This is a genomic window from Pseudomonas sp. Au-Pse12, assembly GCF_021341665.1.
Classification (GTDB): Bacteria; Pseudomonadota; Gammaproteobacteria; order Pseudomonadales; family Pseudomonadaceae; genus Aquipseudomonas.
In genome coordinates this window covers 255,753-277,904 of record NZ_JAJTTH010000003.1, presented here as the reverse complement: position 1 = coordinate 277,904, position 22,152 = coordinate 255,753, and the positions used below count along the sequence as shown (strand labels likewise).

The 22,152-nt window shown below is 61.5% G+C and carries 20 protein-coding genes and 4 tRNA genes; 11 read left to right on the top strand and 13 right to left on the bottom strand.

The window, feature by feature from the left end:
• Positions 1-64 precede the first annotated feature (64 nt).
• The 4 genes from LXM55_RS09605 to LXM55_RS09590 all read left to right on the top strand — a co-directional run bounded on the left by LXM55_RS09605 (position 65) and on the right by LXM55_RS09590 (position 595).
• Positions 65-140: transfer RNA gene (locus tag LXM55_RS09605), tRNA-Val, on the top strand.
• Positions 141-159: 19 nt separating this feature from the next.
• Positions 160-236 (top strand) — tRNA-Asp (locus tag LXM55_RS09600).
• A 187-nt stretch (positions 237-423) separates the two neighbouring features.
• Positions 424-499 (top strand) — tRNA-Val (locus tag LXM55_RS09595).
• 19 nt (positions 500-518) lie between these two features.
• A tRNA-Asp gene (locus LXM55_RS09590) sits at positions 519-595 on the top strand.
• Positions 596-735: 140 nt separating this feature from the next.
• Here LXM55_RS09590 and LXM55_RS09585 read toward each other — a convergent pair.
• Together LXM55_RS09585 and LXM55_RS09580 are read right to left on the bottom strand one after the other, a co-directional pair.
• On the bottom strand, positions 736-1,905 hold the full coding sequence (locus LXM55_RS09585) for a catalase family protein (protein WP_233320172.1): 1,170 nt from the start codon (positions 1,903-1,905) through the stop codon (positions 736-738).
• On the bottom strand, positions 1,902-3,710 hold the full coding sequence (locus LXM55_RS09580; protein ID WP_233320171.1) for a di-heme-cytochrome C peroxidase: 1,809 nt from the start codon (positions 3,708-3,710) through the stop codon (positions 1,902-1,904). The genes LXM55_RS09585 and LXM55_RS09580 overlap by 4 nt, the downstream gene beginning before the upstream one ends.
• Before the next feature lie 269 nt (positions 3,711-3,979).
• On the opposite strand from LXM55_RS09580, the gene LXM55_RS09575 reads away from it, so the two are divergent.
• The 5 genes from LXM55_RS09575 to LXM55_RS09555 all read left to right on the top strand — a co-directional run bounded on the left by LXM55_RS09575 (position 3,980) and on the right by LXM55_RS09555 (position 6,683).
• On the top strand, positions 3,980-4,693 hold the full coding sequence (locus tag LXM55_RS09575) for an FKBP-type peptidyl-prolyl cis-trans isomerase (protein WP_233320170.1): 714 nt from the start codon (positions 3,980-3,982) through the stop codon (positions 4,691-4,693).
• 293 nt (positions 4,694-4,986) lie between these two features.
• The gene (locus LXM55_RS09570) at positions 4,987-5,442 is read left to right on the top strand and encodes a YkvA family protein (protein ID WP_233320169.1); all 456 of its coding nucleotides are present in this window, start codon (positions 4,987-4,989) and stop codon (positions 5,440-5,442) included.
• 114 nt (positions 5,443-5,556) lie between these two features.
• Positions 5,557-5,898 carry a helix-turn-helix domain-containing protein gene (locus LXM55_RS09565; protein ID WP_233320168.1) on the top strand — a complete coding sequence of 114 codons (342 nt, stop codon included), beginning with the start codon at positions 5,557-5,559 and terminating at the stop codon, positions 5,896-5,898.
• The gene (locus tag LXM55_RS09560) at positions 5,895-6,266 is read left to right on the top strand and encodes a hypothetical protein (protein ID WP_003179080.1); all 372 of its coding nucleotides are present in this window, start codon (positions 5,895-5,897) and stop codon (positions 6,264-6,266) included. The genes LXM55_RS09565 and LXM55_RS09560 overlap by 4 nt, the downstream gene beginning before the upstream one ends.
• Positions 6,267-6,683, top strand: coding sequence for a sel1 repeat family protein (locus LXM55_RS09555; RefSeq protein ID WP_233320167.1), 417 nt, complete (start codon positions 6,267-6,269; stop codon positions 6,681-6,683).
• On the opposite strand, the gene LXM55_RS09550 is transcribed toward LXM55_RS09555, so the two are convergent.
• Together LXM55_RS09550 and LXM55_RS09545 are read right to left on the bottom strand one after the other, a co-directional pair.
• Positions 6,634-8,460, bottom strand: coding sequence for a bifunctional diguanylate cyclase/phosphodiesterase (locus LXM55_RS09550; RefSeq protein WP_233320166.1), 1,827 nt, complete (start codon positions 8,458-8,460; stop codon positions 6,634-6,636). The genes LXM55_RS09555 and LXM55_RS09550 overlap by 50 nt on opposite strands.
• A gap of 134 nt (positions 8,461-8,594) precedes the next feature.
• On the bottom strand, positions 8,595-10,679 hold the full coding sequence (locus LXM55_RS09545) for a carboxy terminal-processing peptidase (protein ID WP_233320165.1): 2,085 nt from the start codon (positions 10,677-10,679) through the stop codon (positions 8,595-8,597).
• Positions 10,680-10,817: 138 nt separating this feature from the next.
• Here LXM55_RS09545 and LXM55_RS09540 point away from each other — a divergent pair, with 138 nt between their 5' ends.
• Entirely contained in the window at positions 10,818-11,780 is a 963-nt protein-coding gene (locus tag LXM55_RS09540; protein WP_233320164.1) for a zinc-binding dehydrogenase, read from the top strand.
• 57 nt (positions 11,781-11,837) lie between these two features.
• Here LXM55_RS09540 and LXM55_RS09535 read toward each other — a convergent pair whose 3' ends face one another.
• The 6 genes from LXM55_RS09535 to LXM55_RS09510 form a co-directional block, all read right to left on the bottom strand.
• Entirely contained in the window at positions 11,838-12,491 is a 654-nt protein-coding gene (locus LXM55_RS09535) for an HAD family hydrolase (RefSeq protein ID WP_233320163.1), read from the bottom strand.
• A 40-nt stretch (positions 12,492-12,531) separates the two neighbouring features.
• The gene (locus LXM55_RS09530; protein ID WP_233320162.1) at positions 12,532-13,521 is read right to left on the bottom strand and encodes an ABC transporter ATP-binding protein; all 990 of its coding nucleotides are present in this window, start codon (positions 13,519-13,521) and stop codon (positions 12,532-12,534) included.
• Entirely contained in the window at positions 13,518-14,318 is an 801-nt protein-coding gene (locus tag LXM55_RS09525) for an ABC transporter permease (RefSeq protein WP_233320161.1), read from the bottom strand. The genes LXM55_RS09530 and LXM55_RS09525 overlap by 4 nt, the downstream gene beginning before the upstream one ends.
• The gene (locus tag LXM55_RS09520; RefSeq protein WP_233320160.1) at positions 14,305-15,150 is read right to left on the bottom strand and encodes an ABC transporter permease; all 846 of its coding nucleotides are present in this window, start codon (positions 15,148-15,150) and stop codon (positions 14,305-14,307) included. Before LXM55_RS09520 ends, LXM55_RS09525 begins: the two co-directional genes overlap by 14 nt.
• Positions 15,147-15,953 carry an alkaline phosphatase family protein gene (locus tag LXM55_RS09515; RefSeq protein WP_233320159.1) on the bottom strand — a complete coding sequence of 269 codons (807 nt, stop codon included), beginning with the start codon at positions 15,951-15,953 and terminating at the stop codon, positions 15,147-15,149. Before LXM55_RS09515 ends, LXM55_RS09520 begins: the two co-directional genes overlap by 4 nt.
• 151 nt (positions 15,954-16,104) lie before the next feature.
• Positions 16,105-17,172 carry an ABC transporter substrate-binding protein gene (locus tag LXM55_RS09510; protein ID WP_233320158.1) on the bottom strand — a complete coding sequence of 356 codons (1,068 nt, stop codon included), beginning with the start codon at positions 17,170-17,172 and terminating at the stop codon, positions 16,105-16,107.
• Between the two features lie 363 nt (positions 17,173-17,535).
• Here LXM55_RS09510 and LXM55_RS09505 point away from each other — a divergent pair, with 363 nt between their 5' ends.
• Positions 17,536-18,249, top strand: a complete 714-nt coding sequence (locus LXM55_RS09505; RefSeq protein ID WP_233320157.1) for a UTRA domain-containing protein — start codon at positions 17,536-17,538, stop codon at positions 18,247-18,249.
• 38 nt (positions 18,250-18,287) lie between these two features.
• On the opposite strand, the gene LXM55_RS09500 is transcribed toward LXM55_RS09505, so the two are convergent.
• The 3 genes from LXM55_RS09500 to LXM55_RS09490 form a co-directional block, all read right to left on the bottom strand.
• On the bottom strand, positions 18,288-20,444 hold the full coding sequence (locus tag LXM55_RS09500) for a mechanosensitive ion channel family protein (RefSeq protein ID WP_233320156.1): 2,157 nt from the start codon (positions 20,442-20,444) through the stop codon (positions 18,288-18,290).
• 79 nt (positions 20,445-20,523) lie between these two features.
• Positions 20,524-20,691, bottom strand: coding sequence for a hypothetical protein (locus tag LXM55_RS09495; protein WP_233320524.1), 168 nt, complete (start codon positions 20,689-20,691; stop codon positions 20,524-20,526).
• A 120-nt stretch (positions 20,692-20,811) separates the two neighbouring features.
• Positions 20,812-22,101 carry a M18 family aminopeptidase gene (locus LXM55_RS09490; RefSeq protein WP_233320155.1) on the bottom strand — a complete coding sequence of 430 codons (1,290 nt, stop codon included), beginning with the start codon at positions 22,099-22,101 and terminating at the stop codon, positions 20,812-20,814.
• Positions 22,102-22,152: the final 51 nt, after the last annotated feature.

The window sequence follows — 22,152 nt, the reverse complement described above, 5'->3', positions numbered from 1 at the left end:
ATTATAAAAAGTGCTTGCCAGAGTGCGGGGTGCTCCGTAGAATGCGCGCCACACCGAACGTGAAGGGTGATTAGCTCAGCTGGGAGAGCGTCTGCCTTACAAGCAGAATGTCGGCGGTTCGATCCCGTCATCACCCACCATTCGCATTCAGTGTTACGCGCAGCGGTAGTTCAGTCGGTTAGAATACCGGCCTGTCACGCCGGGGGTCGCGGGTTCGAGTCCCGTCCGCTGCGCCATATTCGGTAACCTGGAACACTGAACGCCAGGTCACCACGGAAAGCCCGCTAACGCGGGCTTTTTGCTGTAAAGAGTTAGCGGGCAGTGCGGCAAATCATGGGAATTCAGATTTTTTTGATAAATTTATCAATTAAATCAACACTTTAAGAATTTCTGTGGCATAATGCGCCCCGCAACGAAGGTAAAGGGTGATTAGCTCAGCTGGGAGAGCGTCTGCCTTACAAGCAGAATGTCGGCGGTTCGATCCCGTCATCACCCACCACTTACTTTCAACGCTACGCGCAGCGGTAGTTCAGTCGGTTAGAATACCGGCCTGTCACGCCGGGGGTCGCGGGTTCGAGTCCCGTCCGCTGCGCCATATTCGGCAACCTGGAACACTGAACGCCAGGTCGCCACGAAAAGCCCGCTCAATGCGGGCTTTTTGCTGTCCAGGGTTTGGCTTTGCTCAACGCCTGTGCATAAAAAAGCGGCCCTTGGGCCGCTTTTTGCGTTTCTGGCTTACTGCTCGGCGTTGCGGCTGTGCCTGTAGTCGCTGACGGCTTCATACACCGCCTTGCGCAAACGGTTGATGCCGCCGATGGGGCGATGGGCTTCCAGGCCGAACCAGGGGTTGAAGGACTGGTTGTCACAGGCCAGATTCTGCGCCGGGGTGTCGAAATCCTGGGCGGGGATGGTCAGGCGAGCCACGGTTTCAAACGGTGCGTCGCTTTCTTTCCATTCGATGCTGGTGTCTTCGATCGGCATGAACCGGCTCGGGTCCTGACGCTGTATCTGCAATACGAAGCACGCCGCGACCCGATCGGTGGAAAGCTGCTGAGTCAAAGCGCTGCGCAGGAAGTTCGGCAGCGCCTGGTTCTGCGCCGGCAGGCTGTAGGCCGGGCAACTGTCGGGGTCCGGCATGACTCGGAACTTGGCGTTGGCATTGCCGAACTTGTAGGGCGAGACCGAAAAATAGGTGGTCTGGGTCGGGCTGGCCGGTGCCGGAGACAAGGTCGCCAGGGCGATGAACAGATGCCGTACCTGCCATGAACGCGGATCCCAGCCCGGGAAGAACGCGGCGACTTTCTTGCCGTCGGCCTGGGCTGCGATGTTCTGTTGATATTCGGCCACGTCGCTGACGAAGAAGTTCGGATGATTGAACATCACGAAATCCTGCTCACGCCGTTGTGCTTCGGAGGGCAGCAGTTGCTGCCCGGGAACCTCCAGCAGCTTGATCGCCATGCCGCGTGCGTCGCGAATACTGTCGAACTGCGGGTAGGCGTTGCCGTTGGACAGGCGCACGATCGCCTGCCAGGTCTGGCCGGGGCTGGCAAACACGCCCTGGCGCAATTCCGTGCTCAAGTCGTTGAGGACCTGGACTTGCGCTTTCACGCAGCCGTGGGCCTTGGCGTGGGCATCGCGCAGGTAGCGGGTGCCCTCGCGGTGCTGGTCGACGATGCGCACTGCGGTCTGGATGATGTCCTGGGTGCGCGCGGCCTCATCGGCGGGCACCTGCTCCTGTACCGCCACGGGGCCCCGATGCTGCCAGGTGAACCAGGCGCTGGACAGCGCCCAGGCCAGCAGCCCGATGACCGCTAGCAGCAACAGCGTCTTGCCCAGCAATGAGCCAAGGCGCAGCCACAGCCTGGCCAGCAGCGACGGTCGTTTTCTTGCGAGATCAAGTTTCATGGCAATTGTGACTCCAGCGGTCCGCCCAGCACTTTCAGGTATTCCAGCAATGCCCAGCGCTCCTCAGGCTGCAGCAACGGGCCGATAACCCCGTTGCCTCGCTGGCCGGCGCGAAATTCGTGACCGCTGTTGTGGTTGCCGCTGATGCGGGTATCGAATTCGAAACCGTTCTTGAAGGCTTCCGGGCGATAGCCCAGGTGCTTGGGGTCGTATTCGAAGGTGCCGCGATAGAAGGTCGTCGAGCGCTCCGATTGCGGAGACAGCAGTTGATACAGATTGGGCACCGAGCCGTTGTGCAGGTAAGGCGGTGTGGCCCAGACCCCAGCCAGCGGCCGGGCCTTGTAGGCGCGCAACTCGCGTACGCCGATCGGCAGGCCGTAGCCGTCCAGTCGTGGGCGCTCCTCGGGGCTGACCTTGGCGTCACGGTAGGCGCGCTCTTCGACAAAGGCGGTGATGTAGGCCAGGCCCTTGGCGGCCGAGAGTTGACGCAGGTCCAGTGGTTCGGTGGGCGTCGGGTGCAGTTCGACATTGGACTTGGCCAGCTCGGCGGTATTCCACTGCAAGGCACTGAGGTCATAGCGCAGGTCGGCGATATTGCCGGCGGAGTTCGGGTCGGTACCGATCACCGCCACCGGAAGCATTTTCAACTGTTGTACGGGACGACCGTTGCTTTCGCTGACCGTGGGCACATGGCAGCCCGCGCAGTGGTTGGCAAACAACTCGCGCCCCTTGGCGGCCAGCGGCTTGTCGACAGTGCCCAGCAGTGCTTCCGGCCAAGTGGGCGGCTTGAGGCGTTGCAGGGTCTCTTCTATATGGTTGAGATCGCGAACGCGCACGCTGGAGGGGTAGCGGGCGTCGCCACTGAGGGGCTGGCCGGCTGCATCGAACAGGTTCAGGGTAGCACCGACCCCCAGGGCTTCGCCGATATTGCGCGCCATGGGCTGCTGCGCCGAGCCGTTCCACTGGACCCAGTCGAAGGTCCAGATATCCCACAGTTGCGGGTAATCCACCGGGGCGTTGGCGATCCTGTAGTTATCCGGGGAGATGGCATCGCCGAAACTGGCGTTGGCGATGCGGCCAAAGGCGTCGGTACGGCCCGGGCCTTCTTCTGTGGGATAGAGGCCGCGATGGGTATCGTTCCAGGCCACCCGCAGGAAGTTGTCCAGCGAGACCTTGAAGTCCTTGCGCAGTTGTTCATGTTTCGCGTCGTAATCCGCGCCCAGCACCTTGCGTGCAAAACGTTCGAATTTCCACGGGTTGTAATAGGTGGAGGCCAGGCTGGCGACCAGGGCCTGGCCGAAACTGCCGCCGCGCAGGGTCGGTACGCTGGATGGCAGGACATGCTGGGCCGAGCCGCCGTCAATACGCAGGGCTTGATGGTTGAAGCGTAGCTCGCCGGTGTGGCAGGCGGCGCAAGTGATGTCCAGGTATTGCTCCGAACTGCCCGGATTCTGATGGCGGGCGAACCCTACAGGCAGATTGCCAGGGTTTTGCGCCGTGGCTTTCTGTCCTGGCTCCACCAGGAAGCCGAAGCGGGCCAAGTACTCGGGGGCGGCAAAAGACTGTTCGGAGAACGGCAGCTCCAGCGCGCTGAACCATTCGTAGCGCAGGCCTTTGACCTGAGTGCCCTGGGGCGTGAAGTAGTAGGTCTGGCGGTCGCTGGCATCCCATTGATCCAGGTAATGCACCTGTTCAACGGGTACATAGTCGGGAAGTTTCGGGTTGGCGATGTAGTACAGGACCACAGCCAGGACAATGCCGATCAACACGGCAATCAATAGCAAAACACGGTAGATGAGGCGCAAGATGTACTTCCTTGTCGAATTTCGTTTCCTTATGCCTGAGCTCATCTGACGCGGCAAGTAGCCATTACTTGCGCTATGGTTATTTGCGCCCGTTCAAGCGCCTTGGCAAGCAGCCTGGGCAGGGCGTACCCCAGTGCATAAAAACGCGTTTAAAGACGTGAACTTATCGGACATTTACTACTCTTACGCCGGTAGCCATTGGTCGTGGTCGCCTGATAAGCTCGCGGCTTTATTCGATTGCCCTTTAGGCGCATGAACAAGGAAATAGCATGAAACAGCATCGGTTGGCGGCGGCGGTGGCCCTGGTTAGCCTGGTACTTGCGGGTTGTGATTCGCAGACCAGCGTAGAGCTGAAAACCCCGGCGCAAAAAGCTTCCTACGGCATCGGCCTGAACATGGGCAAGAGTCTTGCTCAGGAAGGCATGGATGACCTGGATTCCAAAGCGGTAGCCCAGGGCATCGAAGATGCCGTTGGCAAGAAAGAACAGAAGCTGAAGGATGACGAACTGGTTGAGGCCTTTGCCGCGCTGCAAAAGCGTGCCGAAGAGCGCATGGCCAAGATGAGCGAAGAGTCGGCTGCAGCCGGCAAGAAATTCCTCGAAGAGAACGGCAAGAAAGCCGGCGTGACCACCACCGCCTCCGGCCTGCAGTACGAAGTACTGAAAAAGGCTGATGGCCCTCAGCCCAAGCCGACTGATGTGGTGACTGTTCACTACACCGGTACTCTGACCAACGGCACTGTGTTCGACAGCTCGGTCGAGCGCGGCAGCCCGATTGATCTGCCGGTCAGCGGTGTGATTCCGGGTTGGGTCGAAGGCCTGCAATTGATGCACGTAGGTGAGAAGTACAAGCTGTACATCCCTAGCGACCTGGCTTACGGCGCTCAAAGCCCGAGCCCGGCGATTCCAGCCAATTCGGTGCTGGTATTCGAGCTGGAGCTGCTGGGTATCAAGGATCCAGCCAAGCAGGACGCCGCCAAGTAACCTGCCTCTGCGCCTGAAGCCAACGCCCCGTTCTTACGGGGCGTTGTCGTTTCTGTGGGATGGCGCTGGCAAATTATCCGAACCGACGGCAGTGTGGGCGGTCTGAACAGGGTGTCAGCGGTAGGTAGTCGTTGGAGGCTGCCAAGTCAATGAAATTATGGGTTTTTTTATGTGAGTAAAAAACGCCCGATCTGAGCTCAGCCCTTATGAAACGGGGCTTTCAGCCGTGAAAAATGGCTCTGTTCACAAGGTTATCCACAATTTGTGTGGATAACATTTCAGTGGGAGTGATGATGAAAGCACCCTGGAATTTTGCCCGTTTCCTGCCATTGGCGGGGCGCTTGCTGAGCCGTGGTCGTTTACCCACGCTGCTGTTCGCCGTGGCCAGCAAAGGCGCTAGCCAGGGCAGTCGCCTGGGTAAGGTCAAAGAGGACCTGCGGCTGCTGCAGGCACTGTGCCTGGCCTATTGGCGCGGCGAGTACCGGGGTATCAGCCCCAAGGCGCTGCTGTCGGTGGTGGCGGGCCTGATGTACTTCCTCAGCCCGGTGGACGCGATTCCTGATTTCATCCCGGTGTTCGGCATGCTTGACGATATCGCCGTGCTGGCCTGGCTGATGAAGACCCTGGATGACGAGCTCAACGCCTTCCGAGCCTGGCGCAAGCGACAAATGCCGGAAAAACTTGCGGTGGTCGAACGGTTGCCGGACACCCCTGAGCAATTGTTGCTGGAGGGACCACGGAAAAACTGAGGACATTCACCGGCTCCCACAACAATCATGCTCCCCGCGACCGTTGCCGCTGTTAGGATTACACTTCAAGGGAAAAGTCCGACTCGCTAAGTGTCGTTGTCCTACGGGGTAGTAATGGATATTCAGATTATTGAACGCGATGGCGAGCCCGAGTATGCGGTTCTGCCGTGGGCTCAGTATCAAGCTTTATTGTCAGCCGCAGGTCTTACTGAACAACCGCCGCACGCTGCCGCAACGTCTCAGGCAGCAACACCAGCCCAGAGTCTTCCGGGCCTGGATCAATTACGCAATCTGCGCGAAGGGAAGGGCATCGCCATTGAGGCGTTGGCCCGCAAAGTGGGTATCAGTCCGTCTTACCTGGCCCTGATTGAAAGCGGCGAGCGTCAACCCGACGCTGCGATTCGCCGCAGCCTGGCCTGGGAGTTGACGGTGCCGGGGTGGAGGGAGCAATCGTGAGTGTAAGGATCAGTCGTCAGCACTGGGATGGGCTGTTGGGTGAGCTGGATCAGGCCCGTCGTCAGCGGCATCTTTTAACCTATCGAGCATTGTTGGAGCGCTTGCAACTGCCCAGCCCGGCCATGCAGACCCTGACGGCAGCGCTGGAGCATCTGGCGGCCCTGGATGCACGAGCCGAACAGCCGTTGCGCAGTTCCCTGGTGATCAGCCAGGGGGCCAGTCGCTTGCCACGTACCGGGTTCTTTGAATGCGTGGAGCGTCTGGGACGCTTTTCCGGGCCTTCCGATGGCGTTGCCGCGGCTTCATGGCATGCCTCGGAAGTGGTGCGAGTCTTTGAATACGAATACCCCGAATCAGCGGAGGCTTGAATGTTCCTGCGACTCAAGGCGCGACTTGGTTATTGGTTGGCGCGCCGCTTGTTTCATTGGCCGTGGTTTGTCCGTCAGCCGCGTATCTGGCGCTGGATGGAAGGGCAGTTTGCACGCATGGCCAATCTGGGCAACGTCGGTGCGCTGAGTTTCTATGGGCACATTCTGACCTTTCGCGGGCAGGGGCTTGGCGCCCGTGAGGAAGGTCAGCGCCTGTTGCGTCTGGCTGCTTTGGCGGGTGACGGCAAGGCGGCCTATCAGCTTGGCGTGATCAGCCTGGCCGGTTCGCCCAGCAGGGCTCCCGATGCCGTCGAGGCAGCTCGGTGGTGGAGGCTCTCGGCGCAGGCCGGTCATCCTCTTGCGGAGCTCAAACTGACGCAGCTCGATCAGTCGGCTGATCCCGCAGCGGCTCATTGAGGGGATGCGCTCCCAGGCTGGCAGCGGCTTCCAGGCTGTCAATCACGTGGATGCTGTAGCCCTGGACGTTCTTGGCGTGATGCTTGGCCTGGGAGGCCAGCTCCGCCAGTTGGCTGGAGTCCAGTTGTCCACAAGCCTCGGCATACAGGTGCACCACGCCGATCGACAGCGATAACAGGGGAAACTCCTGGCGGATACCCTGCCGGTTGGGGGCAACAAAGCAGCCGGCCTCCAGGTGTTCGCTGCGGTAGAAACGGCGGCATTGGCTGTGAAAGTCATCCAGCAACTGGTTCAGGCGTCGGCGCCAGTCTTCAGGTCCCAGCACCAGCAGGAAATCATCGCCGCCGATGTGCCCGACGAAGTCGCGGCTCGGGTCGACCCGGTCATTCAGGCATTGGGCCAGGCACAGCAGCACTTCATCGCCACGGCCATAACCGTAGATATCGTTGAAGGGTTTGAAGCTGTCGATGTCCACGTAGCAGATCACTGATTCTCGAGCTTGCTGCAGCAGGCGGCTAAGGCACTGCTGGATTGGCACATTGCCAGGCAGCAGGGTCAGTGGGTTGGCGTACCGCGCTTGCTGGATCTTCAGCTCGGTAATCAGTTTGAGCACATCGATCACCCGTCCCAGCCCCAGGTAATGCCCGTTCAAGGTGATGATGAAGTCTTCTTCGATGCGCTGGCGCGCGCGGCTGGTGATCAGGCGGCTGACCTGCTGCAGCGACTGGCTGAGTTCGACGGCGAGGAAGTCGTCGTTCATCAGTCGGCTGATGGGCTTGCGGGCGAACAGATCGGTGGCAAACGGCTTGAGCAAGGCGTCGGAGAGGGAGTGCCGGTGGACGATTCCGCACGGCTGGCCCCGTTCGTCGAGCACTGCCAGGGAGTTCAGATTGGCTTGTCGGCGAAAGGCTTCCAGGACATCTGCGGTGGGGGTGTTGCGTGCCACTGCCGGCTGCTCGTTGAGCAGTGCGCTGAGGTCACTGCCTTCATCGTTTAGGGCCACGCTGGTGTTGTCATGTTTGGGCATCATTGCCCGAGCGTCCCGTGGCGGCTGTTCCTGGGGGCGACACAGCAGGTAGCCCTGGACCAGATCGACACCCATTTCCGTCAGCACCGCCAGCTCTTCGGTCAATTCGATCCCTTCGGCGATCACCTGGGCCCGGGAGGCTTTGGCGATTTGCAGGATCGAGCCGACAAACTCGCGCTTGAGCGCATCCTGATGGATGCCGTCGATAAAGTGCCGGTCGATTTTTACGTAGTCCGGGCGCAACTCCGACCACAGGCGCAAGCTGGAGTAGCCGGCCCCAAGGTCGTCCAGGGCAATCGAGAAGCCCATGTCGCGGTAATGGTGCAGGGCATTTTGCAGCAACTGGAAATCATCGATTGGCGTCTGCTCGGTGAGTTCGATCACCACCTGGCTGGGAGGAATTCCAAAGTCCTCAAGCAGTTGCAGCGTGCGCCCGGGTTGGTGAGCGGCTTCCAGCAGGGATTCCGGCGAGACGTTGAGGAACAGTTTCCCCGGCAAGTGCTGTTCACTGAAGCGTTTGCAGGCGCTGTGCCGGCAGGCAATCTCCAGCTCGCTGAGGCGTCCGGCCTGACGCGCCACCGCAAACAGGGCGACCGGGGAGTGCAGGGGACTGTTGGAGGGGCCGCGACTCAGGGCCTCGTACCCCAGGATGCGCCGTTCGGACAGGCTGATGATCGGTTGGAACAGGCTGTGCAAACCGCTTTGAGCCAGGATAGAACTCAATGCACTCAGCTGTTCGGTCGTGGTCATGGTGATCTCTGTCGATAAAAAAAGGACCGGGCGCGGCTCTGGTTGGAGAGCGGCGCCCGGTCCTTTATTTCACGACAGAATGATGACTGTTTAATGACGATCCGGGGAGCGATCGAATTAAATTGCCATCATCTTCAGTGCTTGGCCACCGAGGTGTTGAGCTTCAGATAGTCCAACAAAATGCGCCCGGTTTCACTCAGGTAGGCGTCATCTTCCGGCTTGGTCTTGTCCGGCTCGGCGGCAGCCAGCGCGTCCTCGTCTTCTTTCTTCAGCTCTTTCAGTGGCTCTTCGCCCTTGGCTTTGCGTCGGGCGTTTTCCAGGGCCAGTTGCTTGGCTTCGATATCAGCATGTTGTGCGCGACGGTCGCCTTCATTGAGGCTGACGGTTTTTTCCGCCATCAGCTTCTGTGCCAGGGCCAGCTTGTCGCGGATGAACACGAACTCCGGGTCTTTCGCCGAGCGGCTTTCATGCTCGGCCTTGAGCTGGGCCAGGAACGGCTTGAACGGATCCACGGCGGGCTTGATGGCCGGGCGGATGGTGTCCCATGGCATGGCTTCAGGCAGGGCGCTTTCGCCGATTTCCTTGGTGTCGATGATCGACGGGTAGCCGATGTCCGGCAGCACGCCCTGATGCTGGGTGCTCTGTCCGGAAACCCGGTAGAACTTGGCCAGGGTCAGTTTCAGTTCGCCGTGGTTCAGCGGCTGAATGGTCTGCACCGTGCCTTTACCGAAAGTCTGGCCACCAATGATCAGTGCGCGGTGGTAGTCCTGCATGGCACCGGCGAAAATTTCCGACGCCGAAGCCGAGAGGCGGTTGACCAGCAGCGCCATCGGGCCTTTGTAGAAGGCGCCGGGGTTTTCGTCTTCCAGCACATCCACACGGCCGTCGGCGTTGCGTACCAGGACGGTCGGGCCTTTGTCGATGAACAGGCTGGTCAGTTCGGTGGCTTCCTGGAGAGAGCCGCCGCCGTTGTTGCGCAGGTCGATGACGACACCGTCGACCTTGTCTTTCTGCAACTCGGTCAGCAGTTTCTTCACGTCACGGGTGGTGCTCTTGTAGTCCGGATCGCCAGCTCGGAACGCCTTGAAGTCCAGGTAGAAGGCCGGGATCTCGATGACCCCGAGCTTGTAGTCCTTGCCATCCTGCTTGAGGTTGAGGATCGACTTCTTCACCGCCTGGTCTTCGAGCTTCACCGCTTCACGGGTGATAGGCACGATCTTGCTGGTCTGGTCGTTTGGCGCGTTGCTCGCCGGAATCACTTCCAGGCGGACCAAGGTGCCTTTCGGACCACGGATCAACTTGACGACTTCGTCCAGGCGCCAGCCCACCACGTCGACCATTTCCTTGTCACCCTGGGCAACACCGATGATCTTGTCCGCGGGGGCTACTTGCTTGGTCTTGTCCGCCGGGCCAGCCGGCACCAGGCGCACGACCTTGACCTGGTCGTTGTCGCTCTGCAACACGGCGCCGATGCCTTCCAGCGACAGGCTCATGTTGATGTCGAAGTTTTCCGCGTTATCTGGCGACAGATAGTTGGTGTGCGGGTCGTAGGACATGGCGAAGGTGTTGATGTAGGCCTGGAAGATATCTTCGGCCCGGGTCTGATCCAGGCGCGCCAGTTGGTTCTTGTAGCGCTTGGTCAGGGTTTCCTGGATCTGCTTGGGATCCTTGCCGGCGATTCTCATCCGCAGCACTTCGTCCTTGACGCGTTTGCGCCACAGGTCGTCGAGTTCGGCAGTGGTCTTGAGCCAAGGGGCGTCCTTGCGATCGATCAGCAAGGTTTCCTTGGTGGTGAAATCCATCTTGTCGACGCCCTTGGCGAGCTCGGCCAGGGCGAAGTCCAGGCGGGATTTGACCCGGTCCAGATAACGTTTGTAGATGGTGAACCCGGCGTTCAGGTCGCCGCTCTTGAGGAAGTCGTCAAACTGGGTTTTCCATTTGTCGAATTCCGCAATGTCGCTGGCCATGAAGTAGCTGCGCGAGGGGTCCAGCAGTTTCAAGTAGCTGTCGTAGATGATTACCGAGCGCGCATCATCCAGCGGCGGTTTGCTGTAATGGTGGCGTTTGAGCAGTTCAACAACATTGAGGCTGGCAATTACCTCATCGCGATCGGGCTGAAGATTGTCCCAGCTATTGGCTGCGAACGTATTGGTCGACATCGGCAGCAGGCCGAAACCAATGAAAAGAGCGAGGGCGGTGCTGGGGAACAAATGCTTCATGCTGATTCGACGCGGGGGCAATTGATAACGCATATTAGGCCGTCTTTGAAGTCGCCGGTTCCATAAGGACCGGTCGCATAATGCAAAAAGCCCGGTGCTACCGCTCCGGGCTCAGTCCAGACTCACTATGGAGGCACTGTGAAAGCATTGCAAGGCGTTGAAGGTCATGTGGAGTGGGTTGAAGAGCCAAGTCCTGTCTGTGATGTAGGGCAAGTTCGCATTCAGGTGGCGGCAGCGGGCCTCAATCGAGCTGACTTGTTGCAACGTGCCGGGCTCTATCCGCCACCTCCCGGGGCCAGCAAGGCTCTGGGCCTGGAGTGCTCCGGGGTGATCAGTGAAGTGGGCCCGGGTTCGTCCTGGCAGGTGGGCGATCGGGTTTGTGCGCTGCTGGCAGGCGGCGGCATGGCCGAAGAAGTGGTGGTGGATGCCCGGCATGTGCTGCCAGTGCCCGAGGGCTTGTCCCTGGCCGAGGCCGCTGCGCTGCCTGAGGTCTACAGCACGGCCTGGCTGAATCTGTTCCAGCTGGCAGCGCTCAAGCCCGGCGAGAAGGTGCTGTTGCACGCTGGCGCCAGTGGCGTCGGCTCGGCGGCCATTCAGCTGTGCAAGGCGTTTGGCAACCCGTGCTGGGTCAGTGTCGGCTCTGCCGATCGCCTGGCTTACTGCGAAAGCCTGGGTGCCCAGGGCGGAGTGGTGCGCACCGATGGCCTGGAGGCACTGCGGGATTTTGGCCCGTTCAATGTCGTCCTTGATCCGGTGGGGGCCAATTACGCGGCCAACAACCTCAAGTTGCTGGCCGTGGACGGGCGTTGGGTGTTGATTGGCTTGATGGGGGGGCGCGAAGCGCAACTGGACCTGGCCCAGGTTCTGGCCAAGCGCATCCAGTTGCTGGGTTCGACGTTGCGCAGCCGTGACGAGCAGTTCAAGGCCGACCTGTTGAGCGACCTTGGGCAGAATGTCTGGCCGCTGTTCAGCGAAGGCCGCCTGAGCCCGCAGTTGGCCAGGACTTTCCCGATCCAGGACGCTGAAGCCGCCTTTGCCGAACTGGCGACCAATCAGGTCTCGGGCAAGCTGGTGCTGGTGATCGACCCCAGCCTGACCTGAGCCCCTGCACACGCCAGCTCCGATGGGAGCTGGCTCTCAGGGCGCCTCGGTGGATGACTACTTCCAGTGGTGGATCAGCCAGCCGGCTTTCTCTGCGTGCTCACGCAATACCGGGTCCGGGTTCACCACTTGCGGGTGATCCACTCGCAGCAGCAACGGCAGGTCGTTGCGCGAGTCGGAGTAAAAGGTCGCGCCTTCCAGGTTCTCTTCCTCGGCATCCAGCCATTCCAGCAGGCGGGTGATCTTGCCTTCGCGGTAAGTCAGGGTGCCCACGGTGCGGCCGCTGTAGGTGCCATGCTGCACCTCCAGTTCGATGCCCAGCACTTCATCGATGCCCAGGCGGGCCGCGATCGGTTTCACCAGGTGGGTGCCCGAGGCCGAGATCACCAGGATCCGGTCGCCGGCCTGGCGATGGGCGGCGATCGCCTTGCAGGCATCACTGAAGATGATCGGTTCGATCACCTCTTCGACCCAGGGCTCGACCAAGTGCGCGACTTCTTCCGGAGTGCGCCCGGTGATGGGCTCCAGGCTGAAATCCATGAACTCCTCCATGGCCAGCTTGCCGTGGCTGTAGGCGTCCATCAGTTCATGGTTGCGGCGCATGAAGGACTCGCGGTCGACCCAGCCCAGGCGGCCCATCTGCTCGCTCCAGAGGGTGGCGCAGTCGCCGTGAATCAGGGTTTCGTCCAGATCAAAAATTGCCAAGGCCATCAGTGCCGTTCTCTCTTCAGGATCAATTGCGTGAATGCCATCAGGCTACCTCACACAGGGCTGCCGGATCGATGGTCAATGCCAGACGCTGGCCGTCTGCATGAAGGTCATCGGCCGAACGATTGAGTACATCCACCACCAGTTCAACGCCGTGGGCTTCCACCCGATAGCGGATCACGTTGCCCAGCAGGCTGTGGCTGCGCACCAGGGCATCCAGTTGGCCTTCCTTGCGCAGTTCGATGGCTTCCGGGCGAATGGCGATGCGCCCGTTGACCGGCCGCTGCAGCAACTTGCTGGCGCTTTCGGCGTCCAGCAGGTTGTAGTTGCCGATAAAACCTGCGGCGAAGGCATCCACCGGCGCGGTGTAGAGGGTTTCGGCGTCGCCGCTCTGGACGATCCTGCCCTGGTTCATCAGGAAGATTCGGTCGGACATGGTCAGGGCTTCTTCCTGGTCGTGGGTGACGAAGATGGTTGTCAGGCCCAGTTCCCGCTGGATGTTGCGGATCTGTTCGCGCAGGTGCTTGCGGATCCGTGCATCCAGGGCCGACAGCGGCTCATCCAGCAACAGCAGGCGCGGGCGGGTCACCAGGGAGCGGGCCAGGGCCACGCGCTGGCACTGGCCGCCGGACAGTTGATGCGGGTAGCGGCTGGCGTAGTCGTTGAGCTCCACCAGTTGCAGGGCCTCCTGCACGCGCTTGTGGCTGTCGTCGGCATTGACCTTCTGCATGCGCAGGCCAAAGGCCACGTTCTGTTCCACCGTCATGTTGGGGAACAGCGCGTAGCTCTGGAACACCATGCCGATCCCGCGTTTCTGCGGGCTCAGGGGCACGATGTCCTGGCCGTCGAGGAGGATCTTGCCGCCGTCCACCGGGGTCAGCCCGGCGATGCAGCGCAGCAGGGTCGACTTGCCGCAGCCGGAAGGGCCGAGCAGGGTGACGAACTCGCCCTTGCGGATTTCGCAATTGATGTCGCTGAACACCGTGGTGCCGGCGTAGTTCTTTTGCAGGTGTTGGACGCTGACGAAGCTCATTGGCTTTTGTCCTTGTTCAAGATGTTGGCGGCCCAGGTCAGAACCAGCACAAAGAAGAAGTAGGAAATCACCAGGGCGCTGGTGAAGTGGCCGCTGCTGTTGCGCATGTTGTTCAGGTAGACCTGCAGGGTTTCATAGCGGGTGCCCACCAGGATGTTGGCGAACACGAATTCGCCGAACAGGAACGAGAACGACAGCAGCAGCGCCACCATCAAGCCCTTGCGCAGGTTCGGCAGGACCACCAGGAAGGCCGCCTGCCAGGTGCTGGCACCGAGCAGTTGGGCGGCGTCCATCAGGTCCCGCAGGTTGATCGCTTGCAGATTGTTGGTGATGGCCCGGTACATGAACGGCAGCGCCACGGTGAAGTAGCAGCCGATCAGGATCCAGGGCGTGCCGACCATGGCGAAGGGCCCCGAACCATAGAGCTGCAGCAGGCCCACCGAGGACACCACCGGCGGTACCGCGAAGGGCAGCAGGATCAGGATGTTCATCAGCGCATCAAGCTTGGGGAAGTGGTAATGCACCACGAACAGCAGCGGCAGGATCAGCACCACCGACAGCACCAGCGCACCGACGCAGACCAGCAGCGACTGGCCGAAGGCATTGAGAAAGCGTGGGTCGCTCCACAGCTGCAGGTACCACTTGAAGGTGAAACCGCTGGGCAGGATGGTCGCCGACCAACTACTGGCGATGGAGTAGACAAAGGTCCCCAGCAGCGGCAGCAGCAGGATGGCGAACAGCAAGTAGACCACTACGCGGTGGTAGAGCGCGGCGGAGCCGGGTTCAGCGCGAGACATGGTAGCTCCTCTTCAACAGCAGCTGATGGACGATGGTCACTAGGGTCATCAGTGCCACCAGCACGACGGCCAGGGCGCTGGCCATGTTCGGATCCAGGGAGATGTCCCCGGAAACCATGGCGGCGATACGGATCGGCAGCACGTTGAAGTTGCCGGTGGTCAGGGCGTAGACCGTGGCGTAGGCGCCCAGGGCGTTGGCCAGCAAGATGACGAAGGTGCCGAGCAGCGCCGGGGTCAGCACCGGCAGGCCGATATGCCGCCAGAACTGCCAGCCGCTGGCGCCCAGCAGCGCGGCGGATTCGCGCCAGTCTTCAAGCAGGGCGTCGAAGGCCGGGTAGAGCAGCAGCACCCCCAGGGGAATCTGGAAGTAGGTGTAGAGAATGATCAGCCCGGTCTTGGAGTACAGGTTGAAGTCCTGAATGATCCCCGACTGCTTGAGCATGATGGTGATGGTGCCGTTGAAACCCAGGAGGATGATGAAGGCAAAGGCCAGGGGCACGCCGGCGAAGTTGCTGGTCATGTTGGCGAAGGCGTTGACGAAGTTGCGCAGCTTGGAGTCCACCCGCCGCAGCGAGTAGCTGCCCAGCACGGCGATGATGATGCCGAACACGCTGGACCAGAAACTGATCTCCAGGCTGTACTGGATGGCCTGCAGGTAGAACTTCGAACTGAAGATCTTGTTGAAGTTGGCCAGGCCCCAGCCGAATTCTTCCGACTGCAGGCTGTTGATCAGCACCCACACCAGCGGGGCGATCTGGAACACGATGAAGAACAGGGCAAAGGGCACCAGGCACAGGGCCGCCAGCCATTTGCCACGGGTGACTGAATTCACTGCAACAGCTCCCGGCAGAAAGGTTTGTCATGGGCCACGCCCAGCAGTTGGCAGACAGTGCCGCAGAGCTCGGTCTGTTTCGGCGCGGCCCCTGGGTCGAGACTGAAGGCGTCGCCGAGCACGAACAGCGGGACTTCCCGTTCCTCGGCCAGCAGGCCGTTGTGCGAACGGTCGTTGTTCATGCCGTGGTCGGCCGTCACCAGCACCTGGTAACCGGCGTCGAGCCAGCCTTGCAGGTAGTCGGCGAGGATGATGTCCACCGAGCGGGCGCTGTTGCGGTACTGCGCGCTGTCCAGGCCGTGCTTGTGCCCGGCATCGTCGATGTTCATCGGGTGCACCAGGAGCAGGTTTGGTTGATGGCGCAGGCGCAGGTTCTCCGCATCGGCGAACAGGTGGGAATCGGGGTAGTGGTCGTTCCAGTAGAAGTGGCCGTACTGGATCGGCAGTTCCGGGTTGGCGGTATGGCGGTCGCGCGGGGCGTTGAACGGTGAGCGGTTGTACAGCTCGCTTATCCAGTGATAGGCCGCGGCGGCGGTGATCAGGCCGGCATCGCGGGCGTAGTGGAACAGGCTGCGCTGGGTGGACAGGCGCGAGACCTGGTTGTGCACGATGCCGCTGTCGATCGGTGCCACGCCCGTGAGGATGCATTCATACAGCGGACGAGACAGGGCAGGTAGTTCGCAGTGCAGCTTGTACAGGGCGGCGCGTCCGGCGCCGGCATAGGCCTGCAAGTGTCCCAGGGCGTGCTGGGCCACCGTGTAGTTGAGGCCGTCGAGCACCACAAGGATGACGTTGTGCTTCATGAGCGGGAGGACTCCGGGATCGGGCATGGCGTGGAACCTGTGGCAGCCGGCCGGGTGGCGTTACGTTTGCCGGCGAACGTCTCGGCGCGCCTTGTTGTGCGGCGCCGTACAGCCATTCGCCGGCAAGCCGGCTCCCACAGGGGGGGCAGCCTTACTGCATGTTGATGATCACTTCTTCCTGCCACTTCTGCGGCAGGGCCTTGGAGGTTTTCTCCCAGGCATCGGCGTCCTTGATCGGCGTTACGTGCTTGTACTGCTCGTTGGGCAGCAGGTTGGCCTGCACGTCCGCTGGCAGGGTCAGGTGCTCGGCACGGATCGGCCGGGCATTGCCGCGAGCCAGGTTGATCTGGCCAGCATCGCTGAAGATGTATTCGCGGGTCAGCTTGGCGGCGTTGGGGTGCTTGGCGTACTTGTTGATGATGGTGGTGTAGCCGGAGATCACCGAGCCGTCGGACGGGATCAGCACTTCGTAGTCATCCTTGTTGACCATCTTGTTGCGATAGCTCAGGCCGTTGAAGTCCCAGACCACGCCGACTTCCACTTCACCCTTTTCCATGGTGGCGATGGTCGGGTTGGCCAGGGACAGCCGACCCTGCTTGGCGATTTCGGCGAACATCAGCAGCGCCGGCTGGATGTTCTTCTCGTTACCGCCCTTGGCAATGGCGGCGGCCAACACGCCGTTGGCGGCCTGGGCGGCGGTGCTCACGTCCCCGATGGAAACCTTGTACTTGCCCTTTTCCAGGTCGGCCCAGCTCTTGGGGGCGTCAGAGCCGTGCAGCAGCTTCTTGTTGATGATGAAGGCGATGGTGCCGGTGTAGGCCAGCGCCCAGTTGCCGTCCTTGTCCTTGGCCCAATCCGGGACCTGGGCCCAGGTGCTTGGCTTGTAAGGCTGGGCCACGCCCTGTTTGACCGCGATCGGGCCGAAGGCGGCACCAACGTCGCCGATATCAGCGCTGGCGTTGTCTTTCTCGGCGGCGAACTTGGCGATCTCCTGGGCCGAGCTCATGTCGGTGTCGATGTGCTTGAGGCCGTAGGTTTTCGCCAGGTCCTCCCAGGTACCTTTCCAGTTGGCCCAGTCATCGGGCATGCCGACGCTGTTGACCGCGCCTTCTGCTTTCGCAGCGGCTTCCAGGGTTTTCAAATCGTTATCAGCAGCCATGGCGGCGGTGCACAGGGCAATGGTCGAGCCTAACAGTGATGCCAGGAAAAGCTGTTTCATCCGAAGCTCCTTTGGGCGTGTTCAACGCTGCGTTTTTATCGACGGTCTTGCGGTGGGTTGGTCTAGGTCAGCAATACCTGAGCCAATTTAGGCGTGTTGGATGACACTTTGATGTCGGTGCCAACGGTCGACGCATGGATTCGGGCGCAGGTCTGGCGCTGCGAAATAAGCGTAGACCATGCCAAAACACCCGTTCTGCAAGGTTCTGGCGGGTAATTTGCAGGTTCGCCAGGGGCCCGCTCAGCGGCTTTGTCATCTCTCAGTCATATGCATTGCCTAGGCTTTGGGCACCGATGCAGAGCGCTGCGCCGGCCACCGCGCTGCCCTGAAACAGTGCTGGTCTAGTCCAGATAGGTAACGTTGATGCGTATTGATGCAACCAAAGCGGTGACAGCCATCGGCCAGGTCCTGCAGGAGCAGATCGCCCACGGTCTGTTGGCGCCGGGCAGCAAGCTGCCGGCCGAGCGCAAGCTCAGCGAACTGTTCGCCACCACCCGCATCACCGTGCGCGAGGCCTTGCTGCAACTGGAGGCCCAGGGGCAGATCTACCGTGAGGAGCGCCGTGGCTGGTTTGTGTCGCCGCCGCGCCTGGCCTACAACCTGATGCAGCGCAGCCACTTCCACGCCATGGTCAGTGCCCAGGGGCGAGTGCCTTCCACCGAGGTGATCTCGGCGCGCCTGCAACCGGCTTCGGCGGCGGTCTGCGCCTGGCTGCAACTACCGGCGCTGTCCAGCGTGATCCAGATCTGCCGGGCGCGGCGCATCGACGACCGGTTGGTGCTGTACGTCGAGCACTACCTGAACCCCAAGTACTTTCCGAAGATTCTCGAGCTGGACCTGAACCAGTCGATCACCGAGCTCTATGCCCGGCATTACGACCTGCATTACGGGCGGGTGCGCTTCGAGATCGTGCCCACTTCATTACAGCCGGAAGCGGCGGCGGTCTTGAAGGTCTCGGTGGGCAGCCCTGGACTGCGCATCGCCCGGGTCAACTATGACCAGCACGAGCGGCTGATCGATTGTGATCTGGAGTTCTGGCGGCATGACGCGATTCATGTCGGCGTTGACGTGCTTTAGAGGCCGGTGCCGTTCGCCGGCAGCCGGCTCCTACAGGGTCATTGTTTTTCCGGGGTACTTCCGGGGGTGATCACCTGAATGCTCATGCGCGGGGTGGCCAGGTCCAGCCCGGCTTCGTCGAGGTGACGCTTGAGGGACAGGTTGAAGGCCCGGGACACCTCCCATTGCTTGATCGGCGCAGTCTTGAAACGGGCTCGGAGGATGGCGCTGCCGGACTCGAAGCTTTCCACGCCCTGAATCTCCAGCGGTGACCAGATATTGCGCCGCTGCAACGGGTCGGTGCGCATCTTCTGGCCGACATCGCGCATCAGCTTGATCGCGTCGTCGATCTCCATGTTGTAGGGAATCGCCACGCGGAAGATCGCGTAGCCGAACTCCCGGGAGTAGTTCTTGATGCTCTTGATCTCGCTGAACGGGATGGTGTGCACGATGCCGTCGATGTCCCGCAGGCGCACGGTACGGATGGTCAGGCCCTCGACGGTGCCGAGGTGGCCGCCGACATCCACGTAGTCGTCGATGGCCAGGGAGTCCTCGATGATGATGAACAGGCCGGTGATCAGGTCCGCCACCAGGGACTGGGCGCCGAAACCGATGGCCAGGCCGATGACACCGGCACCGGCCAGCAGTGGCGTGACGTTCATGCCCATGTTGGCCAGGGCGACGATGGTGGCGATGATGAAGATCGCCACGAACAGCACGTTGCGGATCAGCGGCATCATGGTTTGCGCGCGGGCATTGGCCAGGCCTTTGCGCGAGCGGGTCAGAGCGTGATGCACCGCGGTGTCGCTGAGAATCCAGATCAGCCAGGCGAAGATCAGGGTGCCGCCGAGGCTGAACAGCTTGACGCTGACTTCATGGCCGTCGCCTTCGGTGAAGCGGATCAGCGACATGCCCCAGACCCGCAGGCCCAGTTCGATGAACGCCAGCCACACCGCCAGGTGGGCCAGGGTATAGAAGAAGCTTTTCAGCCTTTCGGAGTACAGCGCGTGGCGTTTGTGCCCACGCTGGGGCTTGAGCGCGTGGCGCCGCACCAGGCCGTTGATCACCATGCACAGCACCAGCAGCACGGTACACAGCAGGGACTGGCGCAGGGCGGTGCTGGTGTCGCCGGCGGAAACGAAGGTGGCGAACAGCGAAATGCCCACCAGCACCAGCGCCGGCAGGTACCAGAAGGTGCCGATGATTTCGATGGTGTCGCTCAGGGCCCGGCGGGTCAGGCGCCGGGACAGCGGCTGGTTGCGGATCAGGTGGGCGATTGGCCGGCGGAAACGCAGGATGAACACCCCGGTGGACAGCGCCGCCATCACATTGGCGAAGGTCGCCGCGGTGTGGGCCAAGTGCTGGCCGAGGCTGGCGACCATGCGCGGGTCGCTCAGGGCTTCGCCAAAGGCGGCGAAACTGCCGATCCACCACAGCGGGCGGAAGGCCTGGCGGCGCAGGATGTACAGCGCGCGATGGCGGTGCGGGCCATCGAGCACGGAGAACGCCACCACGCAGATCGCCGAGAAGCAGGTGCCGACCACCAGCGCATAGGCCAGGACCATGGCCAGGTCCTTGCCCAGGGAAGAGGGCAGGGAATAGGTCATGTAGACGGTGATCAGCAGGGCGATCAGCCAGGGGCCGAGCTTGCGCAGGGCAAAGCGCAGCAGGTCCCAGGTCTTGGGGTGCTGGGGCAGGTCTTCGGTCAGGCCGAAGCGCAGGCGCACCCGATGGCTGAGCCAGATCAGCGCGGCGGCCAGCAGGCTCCAGACCATGAGGATCAGGGCAAAGGCAAAGATGATCGGCAGCCACTGGCTGGCGGGCAGCATCAGCGCCGAGAGTTCGTCCTTGGCCTGATCGAACTCGTCGGACCAGCGGGTAACCGGGCTGTCGGCGCCGGAGAATTGTTTTTCCAGGTTCGACAGGGTGCCGCCAATCAGGCCGAGCACGCCTTCTTCGGGAGTGGGCTGGGCTTTTTTCGTGGCGTCTCGCAGCTTCTTCAGGTCCGCCAGCAGCTTGGCGCGTTGCTGGTCGTTTTCCAGGGACTTGATCACCTCATCCAGGGATTGCCCCAGGGGTTCCTCGGCCTGGGGCTGCGCCTTGGTCTGGTTGCCCAGCAGGCCGGGCAGGCCCACTGCCTGAGCGCTGCCCAGCGGTAGCAGGGTCAGCAGGCAGACAAGTACATAGCAGGGCAGGGCGAAAAGACGAGCGAACACTGGGCGGTCAACCTCGGGGAAAAACGGATCGACCGAGTGTACGAGGCCACCAAAATCAATGCGAGGGTAGGTGCTGCATTTATTCCGCGAGCTTGGCCAGGATCTTGTAGACCACGGTGCCGAGAATCAGCAGCATGCCGACCCACATGCTGAACACACCGAGGTTCTTGTCCCGGAAGTTGAAACCGATGGCCAACAGGATCATGCCCGTGAGAATCGGGATGAGCATGGAGTGAAATGAAGACATCGAGATCATGACGACGGCCTTGTCAGGAGGAGTACGTATAAGTCTAGGTCGCTTTGGCGCGACCCGGGTTGATGTGCATCAGAAACCGGCGGGCGCCCGAACAGGCGCCCGCCATCTGCCTCAAGGCAGTTCGCGGCTGGCGTAGAAGGCGCTCAGCACTTTCACCAGGTGGGCCAGGTCATGGCTGCCGCAAAGCTCGCGGATCGAGTGCATGGCGAAGGTCGGCAGGCCGATATCCACCGTGCGTACCCCCAGGTGGCTGGCGGTGATCGGGCCGATGGTCGAGCCGCAGCCCATGTCGCTGCGCACCACGAAGCTTTGGACCGGAACCTCTTCGGCCATGCACAGGTGGCGGAAGAACCCGGCGGTTTCGCTGTTGGTGGCGTAGCGCTGGTTACTGTTGACCTTGATCACCGGGCCGGCGTTGAGTTTCGGACCGTGGTTGGCGTCGTGCTTGTCGGCGTAGTTGGGGTGCACGCCGTGGGCGTTGTCCGCAGAGATCAGCAGCGACTTCTGGATGGTGCGGACGAACTCATCACCCTCCGGCAGCAGGCGGCGCAGGGTCTGTTCGAGCATCGGGCCGTCGGCGCCGCAGGCCGAGCAAGAGCCGACTTCTTCATGGTCGTTGCACACCAGCACGCAGGTTTCGTCGCTGTCGGCCGTCAACAGGGCTTGCAACCCGGCGTAGCAGGACAGCAGGTTGTCCAGGCGCGCACCGGCAATGAAGTCACCGTGCAGGCCGATCACCGCAGCGCTCTGGGTGTCGTAGAAGCTCAACTCGTAGTCCAGCACCACGTCGGCGTTCAAACCATGCTCGCGGGCCAGTTGATCCGTCAGCACGGCACGGAAATCCACCCGTTCGTCGCCGGCGAACTGCGCCAGGATCGGCGGCAGCTCGTTCTGTGCATTGATCGCCCAGCCCTGGTTGGCTTCACGGTTGAGGTGAATGGCCAGGTTGGGAATGATCGCGATCGGTGCCTTGAAATCGATCAGTTGGCTTTCCACCTTGCCATCGCGGCGGAAGGTCACGCGGCCGGCCAGGGACAGGTCACGGTCGAACCAGGGCGCCAGCAGTGCGCCACCGTAGACTTCCACGCCCAGTTGCCAGAAGCCCTGGCGCTGCAGTTCCGGCTGCGGCTTGACCCGCAGGCACGGGCTGTCGGTGTGCGCGCCCACCAGGCGAATACCGCCTTGCAAAGGCGAGTGACGGCCCAGCTTGAAGGCGACGATGGAGGAGTCGTTACGGGTGACGTAGTAGCGACCGTTGGCCTCGGTGGTCCACGGCTCGCGCTCGTCGAGGCGCTGGTAACCCGCCGCTTCCAGGCGTTGAACAAGGCTGGCAGTGGCATGGAAAGGGGTAGGGGAGGCCTTGAGGAAGTCGATCAGGCCTTGGTTCAACTCTTCGCGCATAAGTAGCTCCAGACAGCAGTGGCGCGAGTTTAACGTATAGGCGTGCCTTGT